The sequence below is a fragment of the Stenotrophomonas sp. SMYL11 genome (assembly GCF_036320005.1).
In the GTDB taxonomy this organism is placed as follows: domain Bacteria; phylum Pseudomonadota; class Gammaproteobacteria; order Xanthomonadales; family Xanthomonadaceae; genus Stenotrophomonas; species Stenotrophomonas maltophilia_A.
In genome coordinates, this window is record NZ_JAWIRS010000008.1 from 70,839 (window position 1) to 90,123 (window position 19,285).

21 protein-coding genes are annotated in these 19,285 nt (G+C 62.8%); 16 read left to right on the forward strand and 5 right to left on the reverse strand.

Features of this window, described 5'->3' with window-relative positions; genetic code table 11:
* The first annotated feature begins 28 nt into the window (after positions 1–28).
* From V3B46_RS12740 to V3B46_RS12800, 13 genes are all read left to right on the forward strand, one after another.
* Positions 29–850, forward strand: a complete 822-nt coding sequence (locus tag V3B46_RS12740; protein WP_154263335.1) for a glycosyltransferase — start codon at positions 29–31, stop codon at positions 848–850.
* Entirely contained in the window at positions 847–2,157 is a 1,311-nt protein-coding gene (locus V3B46_RS12745; protein WP_329892049.1) for a polysaccharide pyruvyl transferase family protein, read from the forward strand. Before V3B46_RS12740 ends, V3B46_RS12745 begins: the two co-directional genes overlap by 4 nt.
* A 2-nt stretch (positions 2,158–2,159) precedes the next feature.
* Complete coding sequence (locus V3B46_RS12750; RefSeq protein ID WP_164171466.1) at positions 2,160–3,269, forward strand: glycosyltransferase; 1,110 nt, start codon at positions 2,160–2,162, stop codon at positions 3,267–3,269.
* A complete protein-coding gene (locus V3B46_RS12755) occupies positions 3,259–4,395 on the forward strand; it encodes an EpsG family protein (protein WP_329892050.1) in 1,137 nt (378 codons plus the stop codon). The genes V3B46_RS12750 and V3B46_RS12755 overlap by 11 nt, the downstream gene beginning before the upstream one ends.
* 10 nt (positions 4,396–4,405) lie before the next feature.
* Positions 4,406–4,954 carry an acyltransferase gene (locus tag V3B46_RS12760; RefSeq protein ID WP_154263331.1) on the forward strand — a complete coding sequence of 183 codons (549 nt, stop codon included), beginning with the start codon at positions 4,406–4,408 and terminating at the stop codon, positions 4,952–4,954.
* Between the two features lie 63 nt (positions 4,955–5,017).
* On the forward strand, positions 5,018–6,055 hold the full coding sequence (gene galE / locus V3B46_RS12765) for a UDP-glucose 4-epimerase GalE (protein WP_329892051.1): 1,038 nt from the start codon (positions 5,018–5,020) through the stop codon (positions 6,053–6,055).
* Between the two features lie 157 nt (positions 6,056–6,212).
* Positions 6,213–7,745, forward strand: coding sequence for an L-piperidine-6-carboxylate dehydrogenase (gene amaB, locus V3B46_RS12770; RefSeq protein WP_329892052.1), 1,533 nt, complete (start codon positions 6,213–6,215; stop codon positions 7,743–7,745).
* A gap of 40 nt (positions 7,746–7,785) precedes the next feature.
* Positions 7,786–8,595 carry an SDR family NAD(P)-dependent oxidoreductase gene (locus V3B46_RS12775; RefSeq protein ID WP_329892053.1) on the forward strand — a complete coding sequence of 270 codons (810 nt, stop codon included), beginning with the start codon at positions 7,786–7,788 and terminating at the stop codon, positions 8,593–8,595.
* A gap of 343 nt (positions 8,596–8,938) precedes the next feature.
* A complete protein-coding gene (locus V3B46_RS12780; RefSeq protein WP_010484694.1) occupies positions 8,939–9,223 on the forward strand; it encodes a DUF4190 domain-containing protein in 285 nt (94 codons plus the stop codon).
* A 5-nt stretch (positions 9,224–9,228) separates the two neighbouring features.
* Positions 9,229–9,999: a class I SAM-dependent methyltransferase gene (locus tag V3B46_RS12785; RefSeq protein WP_329892054.1), complete on the forward strand. Its 771-nt coding sequence runs from the start codon at positions 9,229–9,231 to the stop codon at positions 9,997–9,999.
* A gap of 8 nt (positions 10,000–10,007) precedes the next feature.
* The gene (locus tag V3B46_RS12790; protein WP_032127499.1) at positions 10,008–11,063 is read left to right on the forward strand and encodes a quinone-dependent dihydroorotate dehydrogenase; all 1,056 of its coding nucleotides are present in this window, start codon (positions 10,008–10,010) and stop codon (positions 11,061–11,063) included.
* 8 nt (positions 11,064–11,071) lie between these two features.
* The gene (gene murB / locus V3B46_RS12795; RefSeq protein ID WP_329892055.1) at positions 11,072–12,133 is read left to right on the forward strand and encodes a UDP-N-acetylmuramate dehydrogenase; all 1,062 of its coding nucleotides are present in this window, start codon (positions 11,072–11,074) and stop codon (positions 12,131–12,133) included.
* 32 nt (positions 12,134–12,165) lie between these two features.
* A complete protein-coding gene (locus V3B46_RS12800) occupies positions 12,166–13,053 on the forward strand; it encodes a DMT family transporter (RefSeq protein ID WP_329892111.1) in 888 nt (295 codons plus the stop codon).
* A 142-nt stretch (positions 13,054–13,195) separates the two neighbouring features.
* Here V3B46_RS12800 and V3B46_RS12805 read toward each other — a convergent pair whose 3' ends face one another.
* The 3 genes from V3B46_RS12805 to V3B46_RS12815 all read right to left on the reverse strand — a co-directional run bounded on the left by V3B46_RS12805 (position 13,196) and on the right by V3B46_RS12815 (position 15,924).
* Entirely contained in the window at positions 13,196–14,203 is a 1,008-nt protein-coding gene (locus tag V3B46_RS12805) for an aminoglycoside phosphotransferase family protein (RefSeq protein ID WP_329892056.1), read from the reverse strand.
* Between the two features lie 99 nt (positions 14,204–14,302).
* On the reverse strand, positions 14,303–15,337 hold the full coding sequence (locus tag V3B46_RS12810; protein WP_329892057.1) for a DUF418 domain-containing protein: 1,035 nt from the start codon (positions 15,335–15,337) through the stop codon (positions 14,303–14,305).
* Complete coding sequence (locus V3B46_RS12815; RefSeq protein WP_049398548.1) at positions 15,334–15,924, reverse strand: TetR/AcrR family transcriptional regulator; 591 nt, start codon at positions 15,922–15,924, stop codon at positions 15,334–15,336. Before V3B46_RS12815 ends, V3B46_RS12810 begins: the two co-directional genes overlap by 4 nt.
* A gap of 143 nt (positions 15,925–16,067) precedes the next feature.
* Here V3B46_RS12815 and V3B46_RS12820 point away from each other — a divergent pair, with 143 nt between their 5' ends.
* Entirely contained in the window at positions 16,068–16,493 is a 426-nt protein-coding gene (locus tag V3B46_RS12820; protein WP_329892058.1) for a DoxX family protein, read from the forward strand.
* On the opposite strand, the gene V3B46_RS12825 is transcribed toward V3B46_RS12820, so the two are convergent.
* The gene (locus V3B46_RS12825; RefSeq protein ID WP_329892059.1) at positions 16,466–17,269 is read right to left on the reverse strand and encodes an APH(3')-II family aminoglycoside O-phosphotransferase; all 804 of its coding nucleotides are present in this window, start codon (positions 17,267–17,269) and stop codon (positions 16,466–16,468) included. The genes V3B46_RS12820 and V3B46_RS12825 overlap by 28 nt on opposite strands.
* Positions 17,270–17,310: 41 nt before the next feature.
* A complete protein-coding gene (locus V3B46_RS12830) occupies positions 17,311–17,814 on the reverse strand; it encodes a DUF2938 domain-containing protein (protein ID WP_329892112.1) in 504 nt (167 codons plus the stop codon).
* Positions 17,815–17,869: 55 nt separating this feature from the next.
* Between V3B46_RS12830 and V3B46_RS12835 the strand changes: the two genes are divergently transcribed.
* A complete protein-coding gene (locus tag V3B46_RS12835; RefSeq protein ID WP_032129739.1) occupies positions 17,870–18,535 on the forward strand; it encodes an ArsR/SmtB family transcription factor in 666 nt (221 codons plus the stop codon).
* Between the two features lie 14 nt (positions 18,536–18,549).
* A complete protein-coding gene (locus V3B46_RS12840) occupies positions 18,550–19,278 on the forward strand; it encodes a GNAT family N-acetyltransferase (protein WP_329892060.1) in 729 nt (242 codons plus the stop codon).
* Positions 19,279–19,285: the final 7 nt, after the last annotated feature.

Below are 19,285 nucleotides of genomic sequence, written 5' to 3' on the forward strand. Positions count from 1 at the left end.
ATAGAATAACATCCTAACAGGAACTACAGTGGAAACCAGGAATCCAGCCATCTCAGTCATCATGGCTGAATTTAATACGGATCCAAGACATCTTGAGGCATCGGTACGGAGTATCACGACTCAAACGTTTGATGATTTTGAGCTCATCATTGTGGACGATGGCGGAAGAAATGACCTCGAAGAACTGAAGGCACGAATTGGCGACAGCAGGATCAGGGTTATCCACAACGGCGAAAATAGAGGCTTCGTCTATTCGCTAAATCTAGCAATCCAAGCCGCGAGGGCGCCGCTCATCGTGAGAATGGATACTGATGACATAGCAATGAATGATCGCATTGAAAAGCTTTATAAATTCATGTGCGACCACCCAGAATTCACTGTGGCAGCCTCTCTTGCAATAGAGTTTTCCAATGAAACCGGCAATGGCCATATTCTCGGAAAGCCCGGAGAGAAGGGACCAAAGCAGCTCATGCACGGCGACGCCCCAATTCATCCGGCGGTAATTTATCGTCGTAGCGACGTCATTTCGGAAGGAATGTACGACAATTATCACCGCGCGGAAGATTTGGCACTTTGGTGCAAGCTCGTCGTAGCTGGGAAGCGAATCTTCGTTATGGACGAAATCCTGCTCAACTATCGCGTCAACCCGGGCGACTTCAGGAAGCGAACATTGAAGAATCGCAGCGGCGAAATCAAGGCGCGTCTGCACTACTACCCCGCACTGGGCGCCTCTCCATTTGATTACTTTCATATCTGCAGATCAATTGTCGCCGGAATTCTCCCAACCAAGCTGGTGATCAGCCTACGCAATCTGTTTGTACTCGGCCCCAAGAAGGAACCCGGCGCATGACACATGATCAGGCCCTCAATACTTACATGGACGTCAAGTGGAAGATAAAGCGCATCGTGTCCGACGCAAAAATTCCGCTACGCAGTAAGTTCAACCAAACAAGACATGAATTGAAGTCGCTTCGCGAAGTCGGGAAGCCGGATCAGAGTAAGCTCGGCATCAAGGGCCGAATTTATGTATTTCTTCTTGGGAACGAACTGGCCGCTGCGCTAATTCTTCTTGAACTCGCAATGCTGAAGGACGCCAAACGGCTAATCCCTTCTCAAATTGTCAATCTGTTTAAGTATCACTTCCTCCCGGCAAAGCTCCCCTCTAGCCACCAGCGAAAGGGCCGTACAGCGTATATTTTCATGGTCCCTGACCTAGGCAATATTGGCGACCTGGCAATTGGCCTTGCACAGAAATCCTTCCTAGAAAAGAATCTCCACGGCTACGACGTGGTTGAAATTACTCACAGCAACACTTACGAGTCGGCCCGAGTGGCCAAGAAGCACTCCACCGTGGATGACATTATATTTCTGACAGGTGGCGGAAATATGGGGACCATCTACAAGGATGCGGAACAGCAACGCCGATTCTTGATACGTCTATTTAAAAGAAACCGCATCTATCAGTTTCCGCAATCAGTATTCTTCGAGCGCTCCTCGGCCGGCGCAGAATTTCTTGCCAAATCCAAACGCATCTACTCGCAGCACACCAGATTGACGTTAATTGCCAGAGATCAGACCAGCTACAACGAGATGAAGTCCAGCTTCCCACAAAATGAGATTGCGCTTCACCCAGATACCGTCATCAGCTTGGCACCAGTTTCCTCCACAGAACCCAGAAGAAACCAGGTAGTACTTTCGATTCGCAGAGATATCGAGTCGGGACTCGATGGAAAAATGATTAATTCAGTGGAGCATGAGCTGCTGAAGGCCGGAATTCGAGTCATACACCGTGACACCAACGTTGACAACATGCATCATCAGCTGAACGAGCGCGAAGGCTCGATATCAGCAATTTGGGACGCCTATCTTTCGTCCCGACTGGTAATCACTGATCGACTGCATGGTGTCATATTCTGCGCAATTACGGGCACACCCTGCGTTGCAATGGATAACCTCAACGGGAAAGTCCGAAATCTCATTGAGACATGGCTGCAACAGGCCAGTTACATCACGGCGGTCGACTGCCCCAGTACGGAAGAGATCCTGGAGAAAGCGTCAGCGATGCTGTCGAAATTCCCCCAAGGTGCAGCACCGATCACTCTGGATGCCGACTTCGAGCGCATGGCCGAGCTTTTCAAGCGCACAGGAAGGCATTGACCATGAGCAGAGTTGTTCACGTCGTCGAAGCGACCGCTACTGGCACTCTCACCATGGTATGTGCCGCAGCGAATCTTTCGGCAGCTAGAGGCTTAAATGTTCATGTTATCTACTCCAGACGACCTGAAACTCCACACAATGTCGCCACTCTGTTTCATCAAGATATCAAGCTCCACGAGCTTCCGATGGGAGGCTCGAATGCATTCAGAGCGATTTGGCCATTGCGCAAGAAGATAGTTCAGCTAGGACCGGATATCGTCCACCTGCACTCCTCTTTTGCGGGCTTCATCGGACGCCTCGCCACATTTGGCATTTTGCGGAAAGCAAAGATTTTTTATAGCCCTCACTGCATCTCTGTCATGCGCCAGGATATCGGCGCCAAGCGATTCATATTCGCAGGTCTGGAACGCCTGGCCAGCATTAGGCGATGCACATACCTCGCGTGCTCAATGAGTGAGAAGAATGAAATTCTTCGCTGGACCGGCGCCAACGCCAAGCTTCTAGAGAATGCCGTAGAGTCCGTTTCGACAGTTGAATCAATTGACGCCACGCCACGCAACGGCCCGATAAAGGTCGTGACAGCAGGGGGCGTGCGCTTACAGAAGGGACCCGAGGAATTTGCGACCATTGCAAGAACGTGCCTGGATGAAGGCATCGACGTAGAATTCAAATGGATTGGCCACGGGGAGCTTGAAGCAGTTGATAAGCTAGCCGACAGTGGCGTTTCAATTACTGGATGGTTACCCAAGACTGGCGTCTACGCCGAGCTGAACGCCGCAGACATTTACCTCTCAACCGCACGATGGGAGGGCCTTCCTGTATCCATCATCGAGGCAATGACCAGCAATACCTTGGTAATTGCCAACAAATGTGCAGGGAATGTCGATGTCATCGATCATGGGAGAACTGGGCTACTCTACTCCAATCCGCGCGAAGCGAAGGAGTTTATTCAGAGCATCGTCAATGACAGCCTTGATTTCAATCGAATCAAGCGCGCGGCAAATATTGAAGCGAAGACCCGTTTCTCGCTGTCCGCCTTTGACAAACGCCTACACGAACTTTACGGCATCCCTCTGAAATCCGACAAGACAGCCTATTACAATGAGCACTGAAGTCTTGCTCTCACTATTCCTTCCGATTTTCTTTGGCGCTGCAATTATTTGCCTCACCATTCGCAACACGCCAGCGTATGCAGCGACCACAAGCGCCAGCGCGAGGGCGCTGAAACTGATGCTTCTGGCAGCACCGGTATTTGTATACGGGTTCTATTTAGTCGCACTAAGACCCCTTGACGCCGGTAATGACACATTTCGCTACGTCCTCACCTACTCCAATCTGAATGGGCCAACTAGCGCAATCGCGATCGGGACCCTTTACTACGGCAATACGGAATTTCTCTGGTGGCCGCTTCAGAGCATTCTGGCAACTTTTCTTAATGCCTCGAACTGGCTGATCGCCAATTTCGTATTGGTGTTCGTCGCAACATGGCTCTTTTATCGTAGCGCGGCCCGCTCGTTAGGGCTGTCAAGCGCGATATTCGCCCTGGTTTTTCTTACGTTCTTCCTCGTGTACTCAGGGAACATCATGCGACAGGCGCTTGCGGCTCCGCTGGGCGCGCTTGGATTCTTCCTGTTCTTCCAGAGGCGCCGCATCTCTGCGTCCCTCCTCATTGCCGTAGCGATTGGCTTGCACTGGTCCAGCGTGGCGTTCCTCGCAGCTCCATTGTTCAACCTACGCGTTCTTGATCGAGACAGGGCCTACCTGATCGTTGCTCTCAGCGCACTTATCTTCTCCACGCTGGCCTCCAAGATCATAGGAGACCTAGTCGCCGCTATTGGCATATCCAGCTTGACTGACAAGTTCAATCTGTATTTCTCAGGGACACATGAATCGCATGTAGGAGCGGTATGGAAGACGGCAAACTTCTGGATATGCACCCTATTGTCAGCAACATTCCTTTCCTTCATTAACCCAAGATCTCTAAGTAACAGCTTCCTACACAAGTACACCTGCCTTTTTCTATCGCTAATTCTATTTGGCGTAAACACAGCAGACTTTGCCGAACGGTACATGCCATTCTTGTTGCTGGCGGCCCCCCTCCAGGCAGCGCTATTGGTTGACAGGTTAAGAGCACCCTCCCCTCTTAAGAGCGCCCTGTACCTCTACTCATTCATCGTCCTTTCTGCGCTCGTATTACTCGCCGAAAGTTCCCAGCACACGCTTGGCTACAAATTGTAGGGAAATTGAAATGACCTATAGAGTCATGAGGCTAGTGGAGTTGGTACTAGCCGCCTTGAAGATCATATTGCTGAGTATGTGCTACGGCCCTAGCACACTGGCGGCACATCCCATCGGATTCGGCCCTCGCCTGAATATAAAAATAAGATCGGGAGGAAGCGTATCCATTGGAAAAATAATTTCTAGAAGCGATCTTTCGATATTCTGTGACGGAGGAAAGGTCATCATTTCGTCGGGCGTATTCTTTAATAATGGATGCTCTCTCAACTGCATGAGCAGGGTAGACATTGGAGAGAACACGCTCTTTGGCGAAGGGGTTCGCATTTACGATCACGATCACGCCATTTCAGAAACGGGCATACCGCTGAAGGATAGCTTCCTGACCGCCCCCATAGTGATCGGCAGTAACTGCTGGGTTGGATCCAACGTATTAATCCTCAAGGGCGTGCGAATTTGTGATGGCGTAACCATCGGAGCGGGAGCAGTTGTCCGCAAGTCGATCTCCGAGCCTGGCGTCTACGTCGCAAAGCAGCTCACGAACCTTTCAAAGGTAGGCTAAATCCCTCGCCTGAAGTAAACCGACACCCTCTCGTGAATTAGTAACATCAAGGACGGAAACCTCATGACGCATATCCTCATCTGCGGCGGCGCCGGCTACATCGGCAGCCACATGGCCCAGTACCTGGCCGAGGCCGGCCACTCCGTAACCGTGCTCGACAACCTGTCCACGGGCCACCGCGACGCGGTCCGTTGGGGCGAACTGCTGGAAGCCGACCTGCTGGATCCCGAAGCGCTCGAACGCGCTCTCCATGGTCGCCAGTTCGATGCCGTGATGCACTTCGCTGCCCGCTCGCTGGTCGGTGAGTCCGTTACTGATCCTTATGCCTACTACGCCAACAACGTCACTGGCACACTGAACCTGCTGGCCGCCATGCGCCGCCACAACATCGATCGCATCGTGTTCTCCTCCACCGCTGCGGTGTTCGGCAATCCACAGTCGGACGTGATCGATGAGGACCACCCCAAGGCGCCCATCAACCCCTATGGCGCCAGCAAGCTTATGGCAGAGCGGATCCTCGCTGACGCAGCCACAGCCTACGGCCTGCGTTCAACCTGCCTGCGCTACTTCAATGCCGCAGGCGCCCTGCCCGACCAGGGCATCGGCGAGGCCCATGCCTGCGAAACCCACCTGATTCCCAATGTCCTGCGTGCCGCATTGGGCATCGGCAACGCCATGAAGGTGTTCGGCGATGACTACACAACGCCCGATGGCACCTGCGTGCGCGACTATGTACACGTGCAGGACCTGGCCCAGGCACACGCACTGGCTCTTGAGTACATGGAGCACACGCCCGGCGCGCACGCCTTCAACCTGGGCAATGGTCAGGGCTTCTCTGTCCGCGAGGTCATCGCCGCTGCCGCAGAGGTGAGTGGGCGAAGCATTCCATTCGAGTTGGCGGACCGCCGGCCGGGCGATCCAGCCAGCCTGGTCGCCTCCTCCACCCGCGCTCGGCAAGTGCTGGGTTGGCGACCCATATGGACCGAGTTGGCGCCAATCATCGCCAGTGCCTGGCAGTGGCATCGCAATCCTCCCGCATGGTCGCCGCAGCCGGCCATTCCTGACACCGCGCGCAGCTTGGACGAAGCCCTGCCTGCCTGAACAGGCACCCGTATGGGGACGGCCTATCGGTGCGGTTTCACCCCGCACCGCACCAAAGCCCAGCAACCTCCCTCTGCTACCATCGGCGGTTCTGTTCATCGCGTCCCCCACCTGCCCGCGATGGCGCCAAACAACGTAACGAAACACAGGAGTCTGCATGTCTTCCGAGCTGCTCAAGTCCCTTGGCCTGGACGCGATCAACGCTGGCACGTACCTGGGCAACGGGGAGTGGTCGAGCGCGACCAGCGGTGAGCTGATCACCCCGGTCAACCCGACCACCGGCGAGCCGATCGCGCAGGTCCGCGCGACCACCGAGGCCGAGTACGAGACCGTCGTCGCCCGCGCCCAGGAAGCCTTCAAGGTCTGGCGCACCACGCCTGCCCCGCGCCGCGGTGAGGCCGTGCGCCTGTGCGGCGAAGCGCTGCGCAAGCACAAGGATGCGCTGGGTTCGCTGGTCGCCCTGGAAATGGGCAAGAGCAAGCCGGAAGGCGACGGCGAAGTGCAGGAGATGATCGACATCGCCGATTTCGCCGTGGGCCAGAGCCGCATGCTGTACGGCTACACCATGCATTCCGAGCGCCCCGGCCACCGCATGTACGAGCAGTACCACCCGCTGGGCCTGGTCGGCATCATCTCGGCCTTCAACTTCCCGGTCGCGGTGTGGAGCTGGAATTCGTTCCTGGCCGCCATCTGTGGCGACGTGTGCATCTGGAAGCCGTCCAACAAGACGCCGCTGACCGCCATCGCCTCGCTGAAGATCTGCAACGACGCCCTGCGTGAAGCCGGCTTCCCGGACATCTTCTTCCTGATCAACGATGCCGGCACCGCGCTGTCGGAAAAGATGGTCGATGACCGCCGCGTGCCGCTGATCAGCTTCACCGGCTCGACCCAGGTTGGCCGCACCGTCAACGAAAAGGTTGCGCGCCGCCTCGGCCGCTGCCTGCTGGAGCTGGGTGGCAACAACGCCATCATCCTGGACGAAACCGCCGACCTGAAGCTGGCCGTGCCGGGCATCGTGTTCGGCGCGGTCGGTACCGCCGGCCAGCGCTGCACCACCACCCGCCGCCTGATCGTGCACCGCTCGATCTATGCCGACGTGCTGGCCACGCTGGTCAAGGCCTACAAGCAGGTGGAAGGCAAGATCGGCGACCCGACCGATGCCGCCAACCGGATGGGCCCGCTGAACAGCGATGGCGCCGTGCAGCAGTTCCTCGATGCCATCGCCCAGGCCAAGGCGGCCGGCGGCACCATCGAAACCGGCGGCACCCGCATCGACCGCGCAGGCAACTTCGTGCTGCCGGCGATCGTCTCGGGCCTGAAGAACAGCGACGCCGTGGTCCAGCACGAGACCTTCGCGCCGATCCTGTACGTGATGCCGTACGACAGCATCGACGAAGCCATCGACATGCAGAACGGCGTGCCGCAGGGCCTGTCGTCCTCGATCTTCACCCAGAACCTGAAGACCGCCGAGAAGTTCCTGTCGGCGGCCGGCAGCGACTGCGGCATCGCCAACATCAACATCGGCACGTCCGGTGCGGAGATCGGTGGCGCCTTCGGTGGCGAGAAGGACACCGGCGGTGGCCGCGAGTCCGGCTCGGATGCGTGGAAGGTCTACATGCGCCGCCAGACCAACACCATCAACTATTCGGATTCGCTGCCGCTGGCCCAGGGCATCAAGTTCGACCTGTAACGCTTTCTGTAATGCCGAGCCATGCTCGGCAGGATGCATCATGAACACCGCAGGAAATGCAGCCGAGCATGGCTCGGCTCTACAGGGTGGCAGGCCGGTGATTGATTTCACCGGCCGCCGCGTGCTGATTGCCGGCGGCAGCAAGGGCATTGGCCGTGAAATGGCGCTGGCGTTTGCCGGCGCTGGTGCGCAGGTCTCGGTCTGCGCGCGCGGCCAGGCCGGTCTGGATGCCCTGCGCACCGATGCACAGGCGCAGGGCTTCGAACTGCACGCGTTTTCTACCGATCTGGCCGACCCCGGCCAGATCCAGGCCTGGCTGCAGGCCGCCGCCGACGCGCTCGGCGGCATCGATGTGCTGGTCAACAACGCCACCGGCTACGGCATGGCCGACGACGAGGACGGCTGGGCCGCCAGCCTGCAGATCGACCTGATGGCGGCGGTTCGGGCCTCTCGCCTGGCCCTGCCCTGGCTGCGCAAATCCAGCGACGCCTGCATCCTCAATCTGTCTTCGATCGCCGCGCAGCAGCCGCGTCCCGGTGGTGCGCCCTACGCCGCCGCCAAGGCCGCGCTGTCGCACTACACCACCTCGCAGGCCCTCGCGCTGGCCAAGGACCGGATCCGCGTCAACGCGATCGCACCGGGCTCGATCGAGTTCGATGACGGCCTCTGGGACCGCCGCCGCATCGAAGATCCCGCCCTGTACCACGGTACGCTGGCGAAGATTCCGTTCGGTCGCTTCGGCCACCCGCGTGAGATCGCCGATGCCGCCCTGTTCCTGTGCTCGCCGCTGGCGCGCTGGATCACCGGCCATGTGCTCAACGTGGATGGTGGCCAGGTGTTGATGGGCTGACACCGGCACTCCGGTAGTTGCCAACCTTGGTTGGCATGCCTTTCGTCGACCAAGGTCGACGCCTACCATGGCCGGAATGCCTTTCGTCGCCCAAGGTCGACGCCTACCATGGCTGGAATGCCTTTCGTCGACCAAGGTCGACGCCTACCATGGCTGGAATGCCTTTCGTCGACCAAGGTCGACGTCTACCACGGCTGAAATGCCTTTCGTCGACCAAGGTCGACGCCTACCTCGGCTGGAATGCCCTTCGTCGACCAAGGTCGACGCCCACCATCGCATCCGCCGGGCATGGGATTGCCCGGGCAGAGGCACTATCATGTGCACACTGCCAAGGAGGACCCCGATGAGCGTGGCACCCCGACAGACAAGCGCCCTGGCCGTGGTCAGCCTGGTCATGGGCATCGCCAGCTGGACCGTCCTGCCCTTCGTGGCCAGCATCGTGGCCATCATCACCGGCCACATGGCCCGCGCCGAGATCCGCCGCCGCCCGCATGAACTGGAAGGCGATGGCCTGGCCGTCACCGGTCTGGTACTGGGCTGGGTGATGGTCGGCGCGGTGATCGCCGCCATCCTGGTCTTCATCCTGTTCTTCGGCGGCCTGGCCTGGCTCGCTGCGATGTCGAACTGACTGCCATGACCGCCTCCGACAGCACTGAACGCTTCAGCAGCCGCGTCGCCGATTACGTCCGCTACCGGCCCGATTACCCACCCGCGCTGCTGGAGTGGCTGCACGGCCCGATGGGCGTCAGCCGCGAGGCGCTGGTCGCCGACATCGGCGCCGGGACCGGTATTTCCAGTCGCCTGTTCCTGGCCAGCGGCCATCCGGTAGTCGCGGTTGAACCCAACGCCGCCATGCGCGCTGCCGCAGAACAGTGGCTGGCACCGCAGTACCCGCAGTTCCGCGCGGTCGACGGCCGCGCCGAGGCCACCACACTGGACGACGCCAGCGTCGATCTGGTCAGCGTCGCGCAGGCCTTCCACTGGTTCGACACCGTAGCGGTACGCGCCGAGTGGCAGCGCATCCTGCGCCCGGGTGGCCTGGCACTGATCTACTGGAATTCGCGCCTGCTCGATGCCAGTCCGTTCCTGGTCTGCTACGAACAGTTGCTGCTGGATTACGGCACCGACTACTCCGCCGTGGCCGAGCGCTACCAGGACGATGCCACCATGCAGGCCTGGTTCGGCCCCGGCCTGCGCGGCATGGTCGAGCTGCCGAACGTGCAGCACCTGGACTTCGACGCCCTGCGCGGGCGCCTGCTGTCCTCCTCCTATGCCCCGCAAGCCGGTCATCCGCGCCACGCGCCGATGATCGACGCTCTGCAGGACCTGTTCGCCGCCCACGCGGTCGACGGCCAGGTTGCTTTTGAATATCGAACCCGAGCCTTCCTCGGCACGCTGGACTGAACCGACGCATGTATTCGCTTGCCCGCCCCTTCCTGTTCTCGCTCGACGCCGAGCGCGCCCACGGCCTTGGCCTGTCCGCATTGGACCTGGCCTACCGCACCGGCACCACGCCGCTGCTGGCCGCACGCATCGCGCCGATGCCCAGCACGGTGTTCGGGTTGACCTTCCCCAATCCGGTCGGCCTGGCCGCCGGCCTGGACAAGAATGGCGAGCACATTGATGCGCTGTTCGCGCTGGGTTTCGGCTTCGTCGAAATCGGCACCATCACCCCGCGCCCGCAGGCCGGCAATCCGCAGCCGCGCCTGTTCCGCCTGCCGGAACACAACGCGATCATCAACCGCATGGGCTTCAACAATGCGGGCGTGGACGCGCTGGTGCGCAACGTCGAGCGCGCGCGCAACCGCCGCGGCCTGCTCGGCATCAACATCGGCAAGAACAAGGACACCCCGAACGAACAGGCCGTGGACGATTACATCGCCTGCCTGGACAAGGTGTACCCGCTGGCCGACTACATCACTGTCAACATTTCCTCGCCCAACACCGCCGGCCTGCGTGAGCTGCAGGAAGAAACCGCGCTGCGCCAGCTGGTCAGCCAGTTGCGCGACCGCCAGGAAGATCTCGCGGCCCGCCACGGCCGCCGCGTACCGATGCTGGTCAAGGTGGCACCCGACCTGAGCGAGCGCGACATCGATGCCGCTGCCCGCGTACTGGGCGAACTGCAGGTGGACGGCGTGATCGCCACCAACACCACCATCGACCACAGCAAGGTAGCCGGCGACCCGCTGGCCAACGAGGCCGGTGGCCTGTCCGGTGCGCCGGTGCTGGAGCAGTCCACCCTGGTACTGCGCCGCCTGCGTTCGCGCCTGCCCGAGTCGGTGCCACTGATCGGGGTCGGCGGCATCCTGTCCGGTGCCGACGCGGTGGCCAAGATGGCTGCTGGTGCGGCCCTGGTGCAGTGCTACAGCGGCCTGATCTTCCGTGGCCCGGCCCTCGTCTCCGAATGCGTGGAGGCGATCCGTCGCCGCCGCGAAGCGCCGAGCCGCGGCGCGGTGGCCCCACTGTGAGCGCGCCCATGGATACCGTCGACGGCAACGCCCCGCTGCGCTGGACGCTCACCCGCAATGCGCCGCTGCAGGCCCTGAACACCTTCCATGTGCAGGCCAGCGCCGCTCAGCTGCTTGAACTGCACGATGCCGCGCTGCTGCCGGAGGTATTGGCACTGCCCGAGGTGGCCAACGGCCCGCTGCTGGTACTGGGTGCCGGCAGCAACGTGCTGATCGCCGAGGATCTGCCGGGCACCGTGCTGGTGTTCGGCAACCGTGACATCAGTTTCCTTGAGCACCGCGCCGACCATGCGGTGATCCGCGCCGGGGCCGGCGTGCCCTGGCATGGCCTGGTGATGTGGTCGCTGCAGGAAGGCCTGTCCGGCCTGGAAAATCTGGCCCTGATTCCCGGCACCGCCGGTGCCGCGCCGATCCAGAACATCGGCGCCTACGGCGCGCAGGTCGGCGAGTTCATCCAGGCCGTTGAAGCCTGGGACTGCCAGGAACAGGCCTGGGTGCGGCTGGACAACGAACAGTGTGGCTTCGCCTACCGCGACAGCGTGTTCAAGCAACAGCCTGATCGCTACCTGATCACCGCCATCGAACTCAAGCTGCCGCTGCTGCACGACCTGCGCATGGACTACGCCGGCATCCGCGAGGAACTACAGGCACAGGGTGTGGAGCTGCCCAGCGCGGTGGACGTGGCCAATGCGGTGATCGCGATCCGCCGCCGCAAGCTGCCCGACCCGGATGTACTGGGCAACGCCGGCAGCTTCTTCAAGAACCCGGTGCTGCCGCTGGAACAGGTCGACGTGCTGCTGCAGCACTTCCCCGAGCTGCCGGTGTTCCCGTCCGACCAGGACGGCAAGCGCAAGGTCTCGGCGGCATGGATGATCGAGTCCTGCGGCTGGAAGGGCTTCCGCGAAGGCGATGCTGGCGTGGCGCCGAGCCACGCACTGGTGCTGGTCAACCACGGCAACGCCACCGGCGCTGAACTGCTGGCGCTGGCGCGACGCATCTCTGCTTCCGTGCTGGAGAAGTTCGGCGTGCCGATCGAACCGGAGCCCCGCCTGCTCGGCGCACAGTGGTGAACATCCCCGCCCTCTCCCCCAGCGCCACCCCGATGCGGGCGGCGCTGCTGATGCTCGGCAGCACGATGGCCTTCGGCCTGATGGCGGTGGCGATCCGCTATGCCACGCGCTACGTGCCCACCCAGGAAGTGGCGTTCTTCCGCAATGCCTTCGGCCTGCTGGCGTTGCTGCCGATGCTGCTGCGGCCAGGCCACGCGCCGCTGAAGACCCAACAGCTGCCGCGCTACTTCGTGCGCAGTGCGATCGGCCTGGGTTCGATGCTGTGCGCATTCTGGGCACTGGGCCACCTGCCACTAGCGCAGGCGGTGTCGCTCTCCTACTCCACGCCTCTGTTCGTCACCATCGCCGCCGTGCTGTGGCTGGGCGAGACCGTGCGCGTGCGTCGCTGGGCGGCGGTGGTTGTCGGCTTCATCGGCGTGCTGGTGATCGTGCGTCCCGGCACCGCCGGCTTCACCGCCGGCAGTCTGGTCGCGGTGGCCGCCGCCGTGCTGAGTTCGCTGGTGGCGATCCAGATCAAGCAGCTCACCCGCATCGACAGTGCCGATACCGTAGTGCTCTACACCTACGTGTTCTGGGTGCCATTGTCGTTGGTGCCGGCCGTGTTCGTGTGGGTCTGGCCCACCGGCATGGCGTGGCTGTGGCTGCTGGCCACCGGCGTGCTGGGCACCGTCGGCCAGCTGCTGTGGACGCGTGCGCTGCGCCTGGGTGAAGTCTCGGCACTGACCCCGATCAGCTTCCTGCAACTGCCACTGGTGACGCTGTTCGGCTGGCTGCTGTTCAACGAAACGGTGGACCGCTGGACGATCATCGGTGCCGGCATCATCCTCGCCGCCAACGCCTACATCGCCCATCGCGAGGCCGTGCTGTCGCGCCGCGCCGCAAGCGCAGCGGCCTCGGCGGCAGCCAAGCCCGCCGAATGACAACCGCCTCGATGGACAAGCCCTTGGTAGAGTCGACTGTTAGTCGGCTATCGCGCGCAGCGCGGGCTTTGCCTGTTCCAATCGAAGAGCAGTCGACTAACAGTCGACTCTACCCGGCGCGATCCTGGCAACGGCCCATAACCTAATCCAGCGCCCGATACACCCGCTCCGCCGCATCGAACACATTGCCCGGCGCGAACTGCTCGCCCAGGTAATGCAGCGACTGCCGGCGCAGTTGCGGCGAGCGCTCCTCACCATCGCTGCCCAGCAGCACCTGCTGGAACTCGATCAGATCCTGCAGGATGCGCCAGTGCCGGTACCAGGCGATCCAGCGCGGATCGCCGCGGTCGCTGCCGTAGCCGTCCTCGAAGCCCAGCGGATTCTCGCGCCCCCAGCGCCCGCCAACCGCCGCACCGATGAACATCAGGTCGCGCTCGCGCGGTGCCAGCGACAGGCCATCCCAATCGATCAGGTGCAGCCCACCGTCATTGCCCATCAGCAGGTTGCCGGCATGCAGATCGGTGTGGCACAGATGCAGGTCTACCGGCACGTCCTGCAAGGCCGCGAGCAGTTCCCGTGCCTGTACATGCAGCGCTGTGATGCGCGCGTGCTGCTGGTCCCATACCGAAACGAATGCGCGGCCCAGCCCGTCCTTCGCGGCCGCCAGGCCCTCGCCGGCCAGCCATTGCCCAACGGTCTCCAGCGCCGCGATTTCCAGCCGGACGATCGGCAGCGCCTGCTGCAGTTCCGCCGGCAGCTGCGCGCCGTGCAGGCGCCGCAGCACCTCACCCAGCCGTTTCCACTGGGTGCGGCTCAACGCTGCCTCGAACCCGGACTGGCCTTCCACGTAAGGGAACAGGGTGAACTGCAATCCCCAGCGCTGTACCGACGCACCACCGGTCAGTGCCGGCCACGGCGCGACGATCTCATCGATACCCAACGTGCCGCGCATCCAGTGCAGGCTGTCCCACACCGATGGGTCGACCTGGTAGGTGCGGCATTTCAACCACCACTGCCCGTGCCGCGCATCGACGCGATACACGCTGGCATTGGCGTCGGCGCCCACCGGGCGTGGCACCACGGCGGTCGGGGTGATGCCATAGGATTGTTGCAGGACTTCGCCGAGATGCTGCGCCGAAGCGAATGACATGGATGCAAGCGGAAAGTGTTACCTGCCGCCACTATCGCAGATGCGCTCGCCACGACACAGACATGTCCGTCACAACATCGCGTCGGCACGACCAGAGAACTAGCCTGCAATACGGCGCATCACCGCCTCCAGTGGACCGCGCGCGAACTGCCATGACCACAGCCACGCCGCAGCGGTCGCCAGCATCAGGAACAGCAGCGCCCACAACAGCACCGACGCGAGCGAGGCACTGCCATCAAGCAGGCCCAGGCTTTCCAGCGTGCCCATGCCCAGCAGAATGTGACCCACATACAGGGTCAGGGTCATGCGCCCGGCCGCGGTGAACGGCTCCAGCCAGTCGCCCGGTCGCACGCGCGTCAGCCACAGGCAGGCGGCGATGACACTGCAGGCCGCGCCCGCACCGGTAAGCACGTAGGCGGGTCCTGGCGGCATCGGCTGCGTACCCAGCCACGCCTGCCACGGCGTTCCCTGCGCAATATGCTGCACGCCCTGGCCGGCGCCGATCAGCAACAGCCCCAGCACCAGCAATGCATGCTGCACCCGCGGCTGCGACAACGGAAGGCGCGCCAGCAGCATGCCCAGCAGGAAGAAGCACAGCCACGGCATCAACGGGTGGAAGCCATTGAACAGCAGGTTGCGGGCCGCGCCCGGCCATTGCCACAGACCGGCGTATTCCAGCGTCTGCCAGTTCCATCCCTGGCTGTAATCCCAATGCAGCAACGCCCAGAACGAACAGGCCGCCAGGCCCACGATGCTGGCCAGCAACACCCGCGGCGAGGCACGCAGCCACAGTACTGCCAACGCGAAATACACCGCGTAGTAGTGCAGGATATCGGCCGGGAACAGGGTCAGGTTGAGCAGGCCCAGCACCATCAGGAACAGCGCGCGCCTCCAGGTCTGCACGCTGGCCGGCCACCACCCTTGCCGCTGCGTGGCCAACACCAGGCCCAAGCCAGCCAGCGTAACGAACGTCGCCGAAGCCTTGCCTTCCAGCAGATGGAAGAACCCTGCCAGCCAACCCTCACCCTCTGCCGGCACGGCCATCGCCAGACGGAAATTCACCAGCACCATGCCGGCCAGTGCCAGGTAACGCGCCAGGTCCAGACCGTGCAACCGCCGGTCAGCAGCATTCATGCGCGTGCCCCGAGCAGCAGCGCGAGCAGGCCAAGATCCAGCGATGCCTCATTGGTGCCATCGGCTTCGCCCAGCCCCCGACGCAGTGCGTCGCTTTCGATGGCATCCAGCAGCACCTGCGCCTGCAGTGCCGGCGCCAGTACGGGACGCCGACGTTCGCGCTGTGCCATCTGCTGCAGGGCTTCGGCCAGCGTCGCCTGCAATTGCCTGCGATTGGCCGCGAAGGCCTCGGCGACGGCCGGATTGCGTGCACTCTCGGCCAGCACCTCCACTGCAAGTGTTGCCCACTCCGGCTGCCGGCACAGCGCATGGAAGTCCTGCAGGAAGGCCATCACCTGTGTGCGTTCGCCATCGGACGCGGCCAGTCGCTGCAGCAACGGTGCCAGCTCTTCGCTCTCGGCCACCGCCACCGCAAGGATGATCGCTTCCTTGCCCGGGAAGTGGTTGTAGAGATTGCCCAGGCTGACGCCGGCCGCCTGCGCGATGTCACGCATGCTGGTCTGGTGGAATCCCTTCACGAGGAAGCACTGCAGGGCGGCCTGCAGGATCTGCGCGATGCGTTGCTCGTTGCGGTCGGCTCGGTTCATGGCGCAAATAGTGAACGAACGTTCGTCCAATTAGAAGCTGGCAATCCGGCCAACGCCGGGCTCCGTTCAGCCAGCCTTGACCTCAACTGCGGTTGAGGCCCGATGCTGCGCGGCCTGTCCCACGCTCAAGCCGGAGTTCCTGCATGCCACGGATGATCATCACCCTGCTCGACAGCCGCGTGCTGTGGTTCCTCGCGCGGCTGTTGCTGGCCGTGGTGTTCCTGTCCTCGGGCCTGGCCAAGCTGCTGGCGTGGGACAACAGCGTGGCCGAAATACAGGCGGCCGGGCTGCAACCGCCTGTGCTGTTCAACATCGCCAGCGCCGTGGTGCTGCTGGGCGGCGCACTGTGCCTGCTGCTTGATCGCCTGCTCTGGCTGGGCAGCGGCGCGCTGGCGGTGTTCATGCTGCTGACCATCGTCATCGTGCATACCTTCTGGAACAAGCACGGCGCCGAACAGCAGCTGGCCCTGTTCTTCGCGTTGGAGCACCTGAGCGTGGTCGGTGGCCTGATCTGCGCGGCCATCGCCAGCCATGCGCGGGCTCAGAAGAACTCGTCGAGCAACCGGTAGAACGCCAGCCGGCGCTCGTCGGCCACCGCGCCGTAGCGTTGGAACAACGGCGCGACCCAACGCGTGTCGCCGAAGTTGTGGACCAGGCTGCGCGCGGCCAGCGCCAGGTCCTGGTAGCGGTCGGCCACACCCAGCCGGCCACAGTCGATGAAACCACTGAAGCGACCCTGGACCGCCATCAGGTTCGGCAGGCAGGCGTCTCCATGGCTGACCACCAGGTCTTCATGGTCGGGCCGGGTACTGCACAGTTCGGCGAAGACCTGCTGTGGACTCTGCCCCAGGCGTTCGTCATCGAAATCATCGGCATCCACCAGGCCCGCTTCAACGCGGGCCTGCGCGACCTGCACGCGCGACGCCAGTCGCTGGTCGAACGGACAGGCTGCCACCGGCAACGCATGCAGCCCGCGTAGCGCGTCGGCCAGCAGCTCCACCAGCTGCTGCGGCGCGAGCTCCGGCGACGAGGCCAGGTCGCGGCCAGGCAGCGCGCTCATCAGCAACCAGCGCCGGCCCGCCTCTTCGGCAGTGGCAATCACCGTTGGCACCGGTTGTCGCTGTGCCTGCAGCCAACGCAGGCGTGCGATCTCATCGCCCAGCTCACTGAAGGCGTCGATCACTTCCGACTTCAGGAAGGCATCGGCCTGGCCCGGCCGATGCACGCGGGCAACATCCGCACGCGACACACCGATCGATTGCCGCTCGATGCGCGCATCGGCCAACGCCTCTTGCCAAGCCCACGGCAGCGGCATGTCATCAGTGATGGATTCGGGTGCTTCCATGCCGAGGTGTTCCTGTTGCCGGTGACCCCACGGATTCTCGCTCATCCTGCATGGACCGCAGCCAACAACAACGCGGAAAGGTACATGCCCAGGCCGAACACACTGTGCGCCACCAGGCTGCGCAGGCGCGCCTTGCCCGGCGCCGGGGTCTTTGAAGCGGCAATGCCCGCGCCCATGCCCGGCTGCAGGATGAGGAACGGTGCGGCGACGCTGAGGATGCCGAAGGCCAGCGCCGGCCACAGTGTCGGCGCCTGCACCCAACCGTTCCCCACCACGGCCAGCAGCAACGCGGCGAAGACCACACCGATCACGTAATGCGCGGTCCAACCCAGCGCGCGCTCGCCACTGACCGCTGCCGAGCGGCCGATGCCATCGTGGCGGAAGCGACCGCGCGGCAGATGCCCCAGCCAGCGGCCCACCATCGCGAAATCCAGCGAGGGAATGCCGAGCAACCGCCGCTGCAGCAGGGCCCACAGATCCATCACCGCAGTCGCTCCCACGCCGACTACCACCGCATCCATCACGAATGTCGCCAGGCCAGCCATATCGCTCACCTTCAATTATTTGCTTGAATGATAGAGCGATGCTAGCGTGCGCCGCATGAACGCTGCAACAGAGCCACCGCTCTCACCGCTGGAAGCCTTGGCCGAAATCGCCCGCACGCTCGGCCATGCCCATCGCCTGGCCCTGCTGGAGCACATCGCCCAGGGCGAGCGCGCAGTGGAGCGCCTGGCCGAACTGACCGGGCTGTCGGTGGCCAATACCTCCCAGCATCTGCAGCAGCTGCGCCGTGCCGGCCTGGTTCAGACCCGACGCGATGGCAAGCGCATCCTCTACCGCAGTGGTGAGGGTCCGCTGGGCAACCTGCTGGCCGCGCTGCGCGACTATGCCGACCACCAGCGCAGCGAGATGCACGGCGTGATCCACGACAGCCTGCAGCGCCGCGATGCTCTGGAAGGCCTGACTGTCGAGCAGTTGCTGGAACAACGCAGCAGCGTGGTGCTGCTGGATGTGCGGCCGCGTGAGGAATTCGATCTGGGACACCTGCCCGGCGCGCTGAACATTCCCGTTACGGAACTGCGTGCACGGATGGACGAACTGCCGCGTGCCGTCCACATTGTCGCGTACTGCCGCGGTCCCTACTGCGTGCTGTCCAACGATGCGGTGGCGATGCTGCGCGAGGCCGGACTGACCGCGCAGCGGCTTGCCGCCGGTTACCCCGAATGGAAGGCCGCCGGCCTGCAGGTGGACCTGCCCCGGCACTGAGCGAGACACCGGTCATGGATGATGTGTTTGCCCCGTTGATCGATGCGACCTGGCGCAGCGTGTTCTCCGGGCAGCGCATGCTGCAGGATGATCCACTGCTGCAGTTGGCGTGCAGCGATGATTTCGATGAGGGCGAGGACGGCATGCTGCTGCAGCCGGTCGCGGGCCCCGCGCGCGCACTGCTGCGCCCGGCCCTGGCCGCTCGCCTGCAACTGCACGCGCAGCCGCACTGGACGCTCCCGCAGCTGCAACTGCGCCTGCAACAGCTCGGCCAGCGCACGCATGGCGCGGATCGCGTCTTCTACTTCCCCGCCGCAGAACTTGCGGCCCTGGCCGAGCGCCCTGCACCGCCACATATCCGCCGTCTTGGCCCGGCCGACGCAGCCGCGTTCGACGGGTTCCAGGCCAGCGCGAGCGAGGAGGATCTGGATGCCGCCTGGATCGAGCTGGACCACTGGCAGGTGTTCGGCGCCTTCGATGGCGAGCGGCTGGTTGCCGCGGGAAGCATGTACCCGTGGAGCCTGGATCCGGCCCTGGCCGACATGGGCGTGCTGACCCTGCCCGAGGCCCGCGGTCGCGGGCACGCGCGCCAGCTGGTACACGTCATGGCCGTGTCCGCACGGGCGGCCGGGCTGCAGCCGCAGTACCGTTGCCAGCTCGACAACACCGCCTCGATCATTACCGCCGAACGCAGCGGCCTGCGTGCGTTCGCCGATTGGGACACCGTTCTGGCGGTCGACTGAGGCCGCC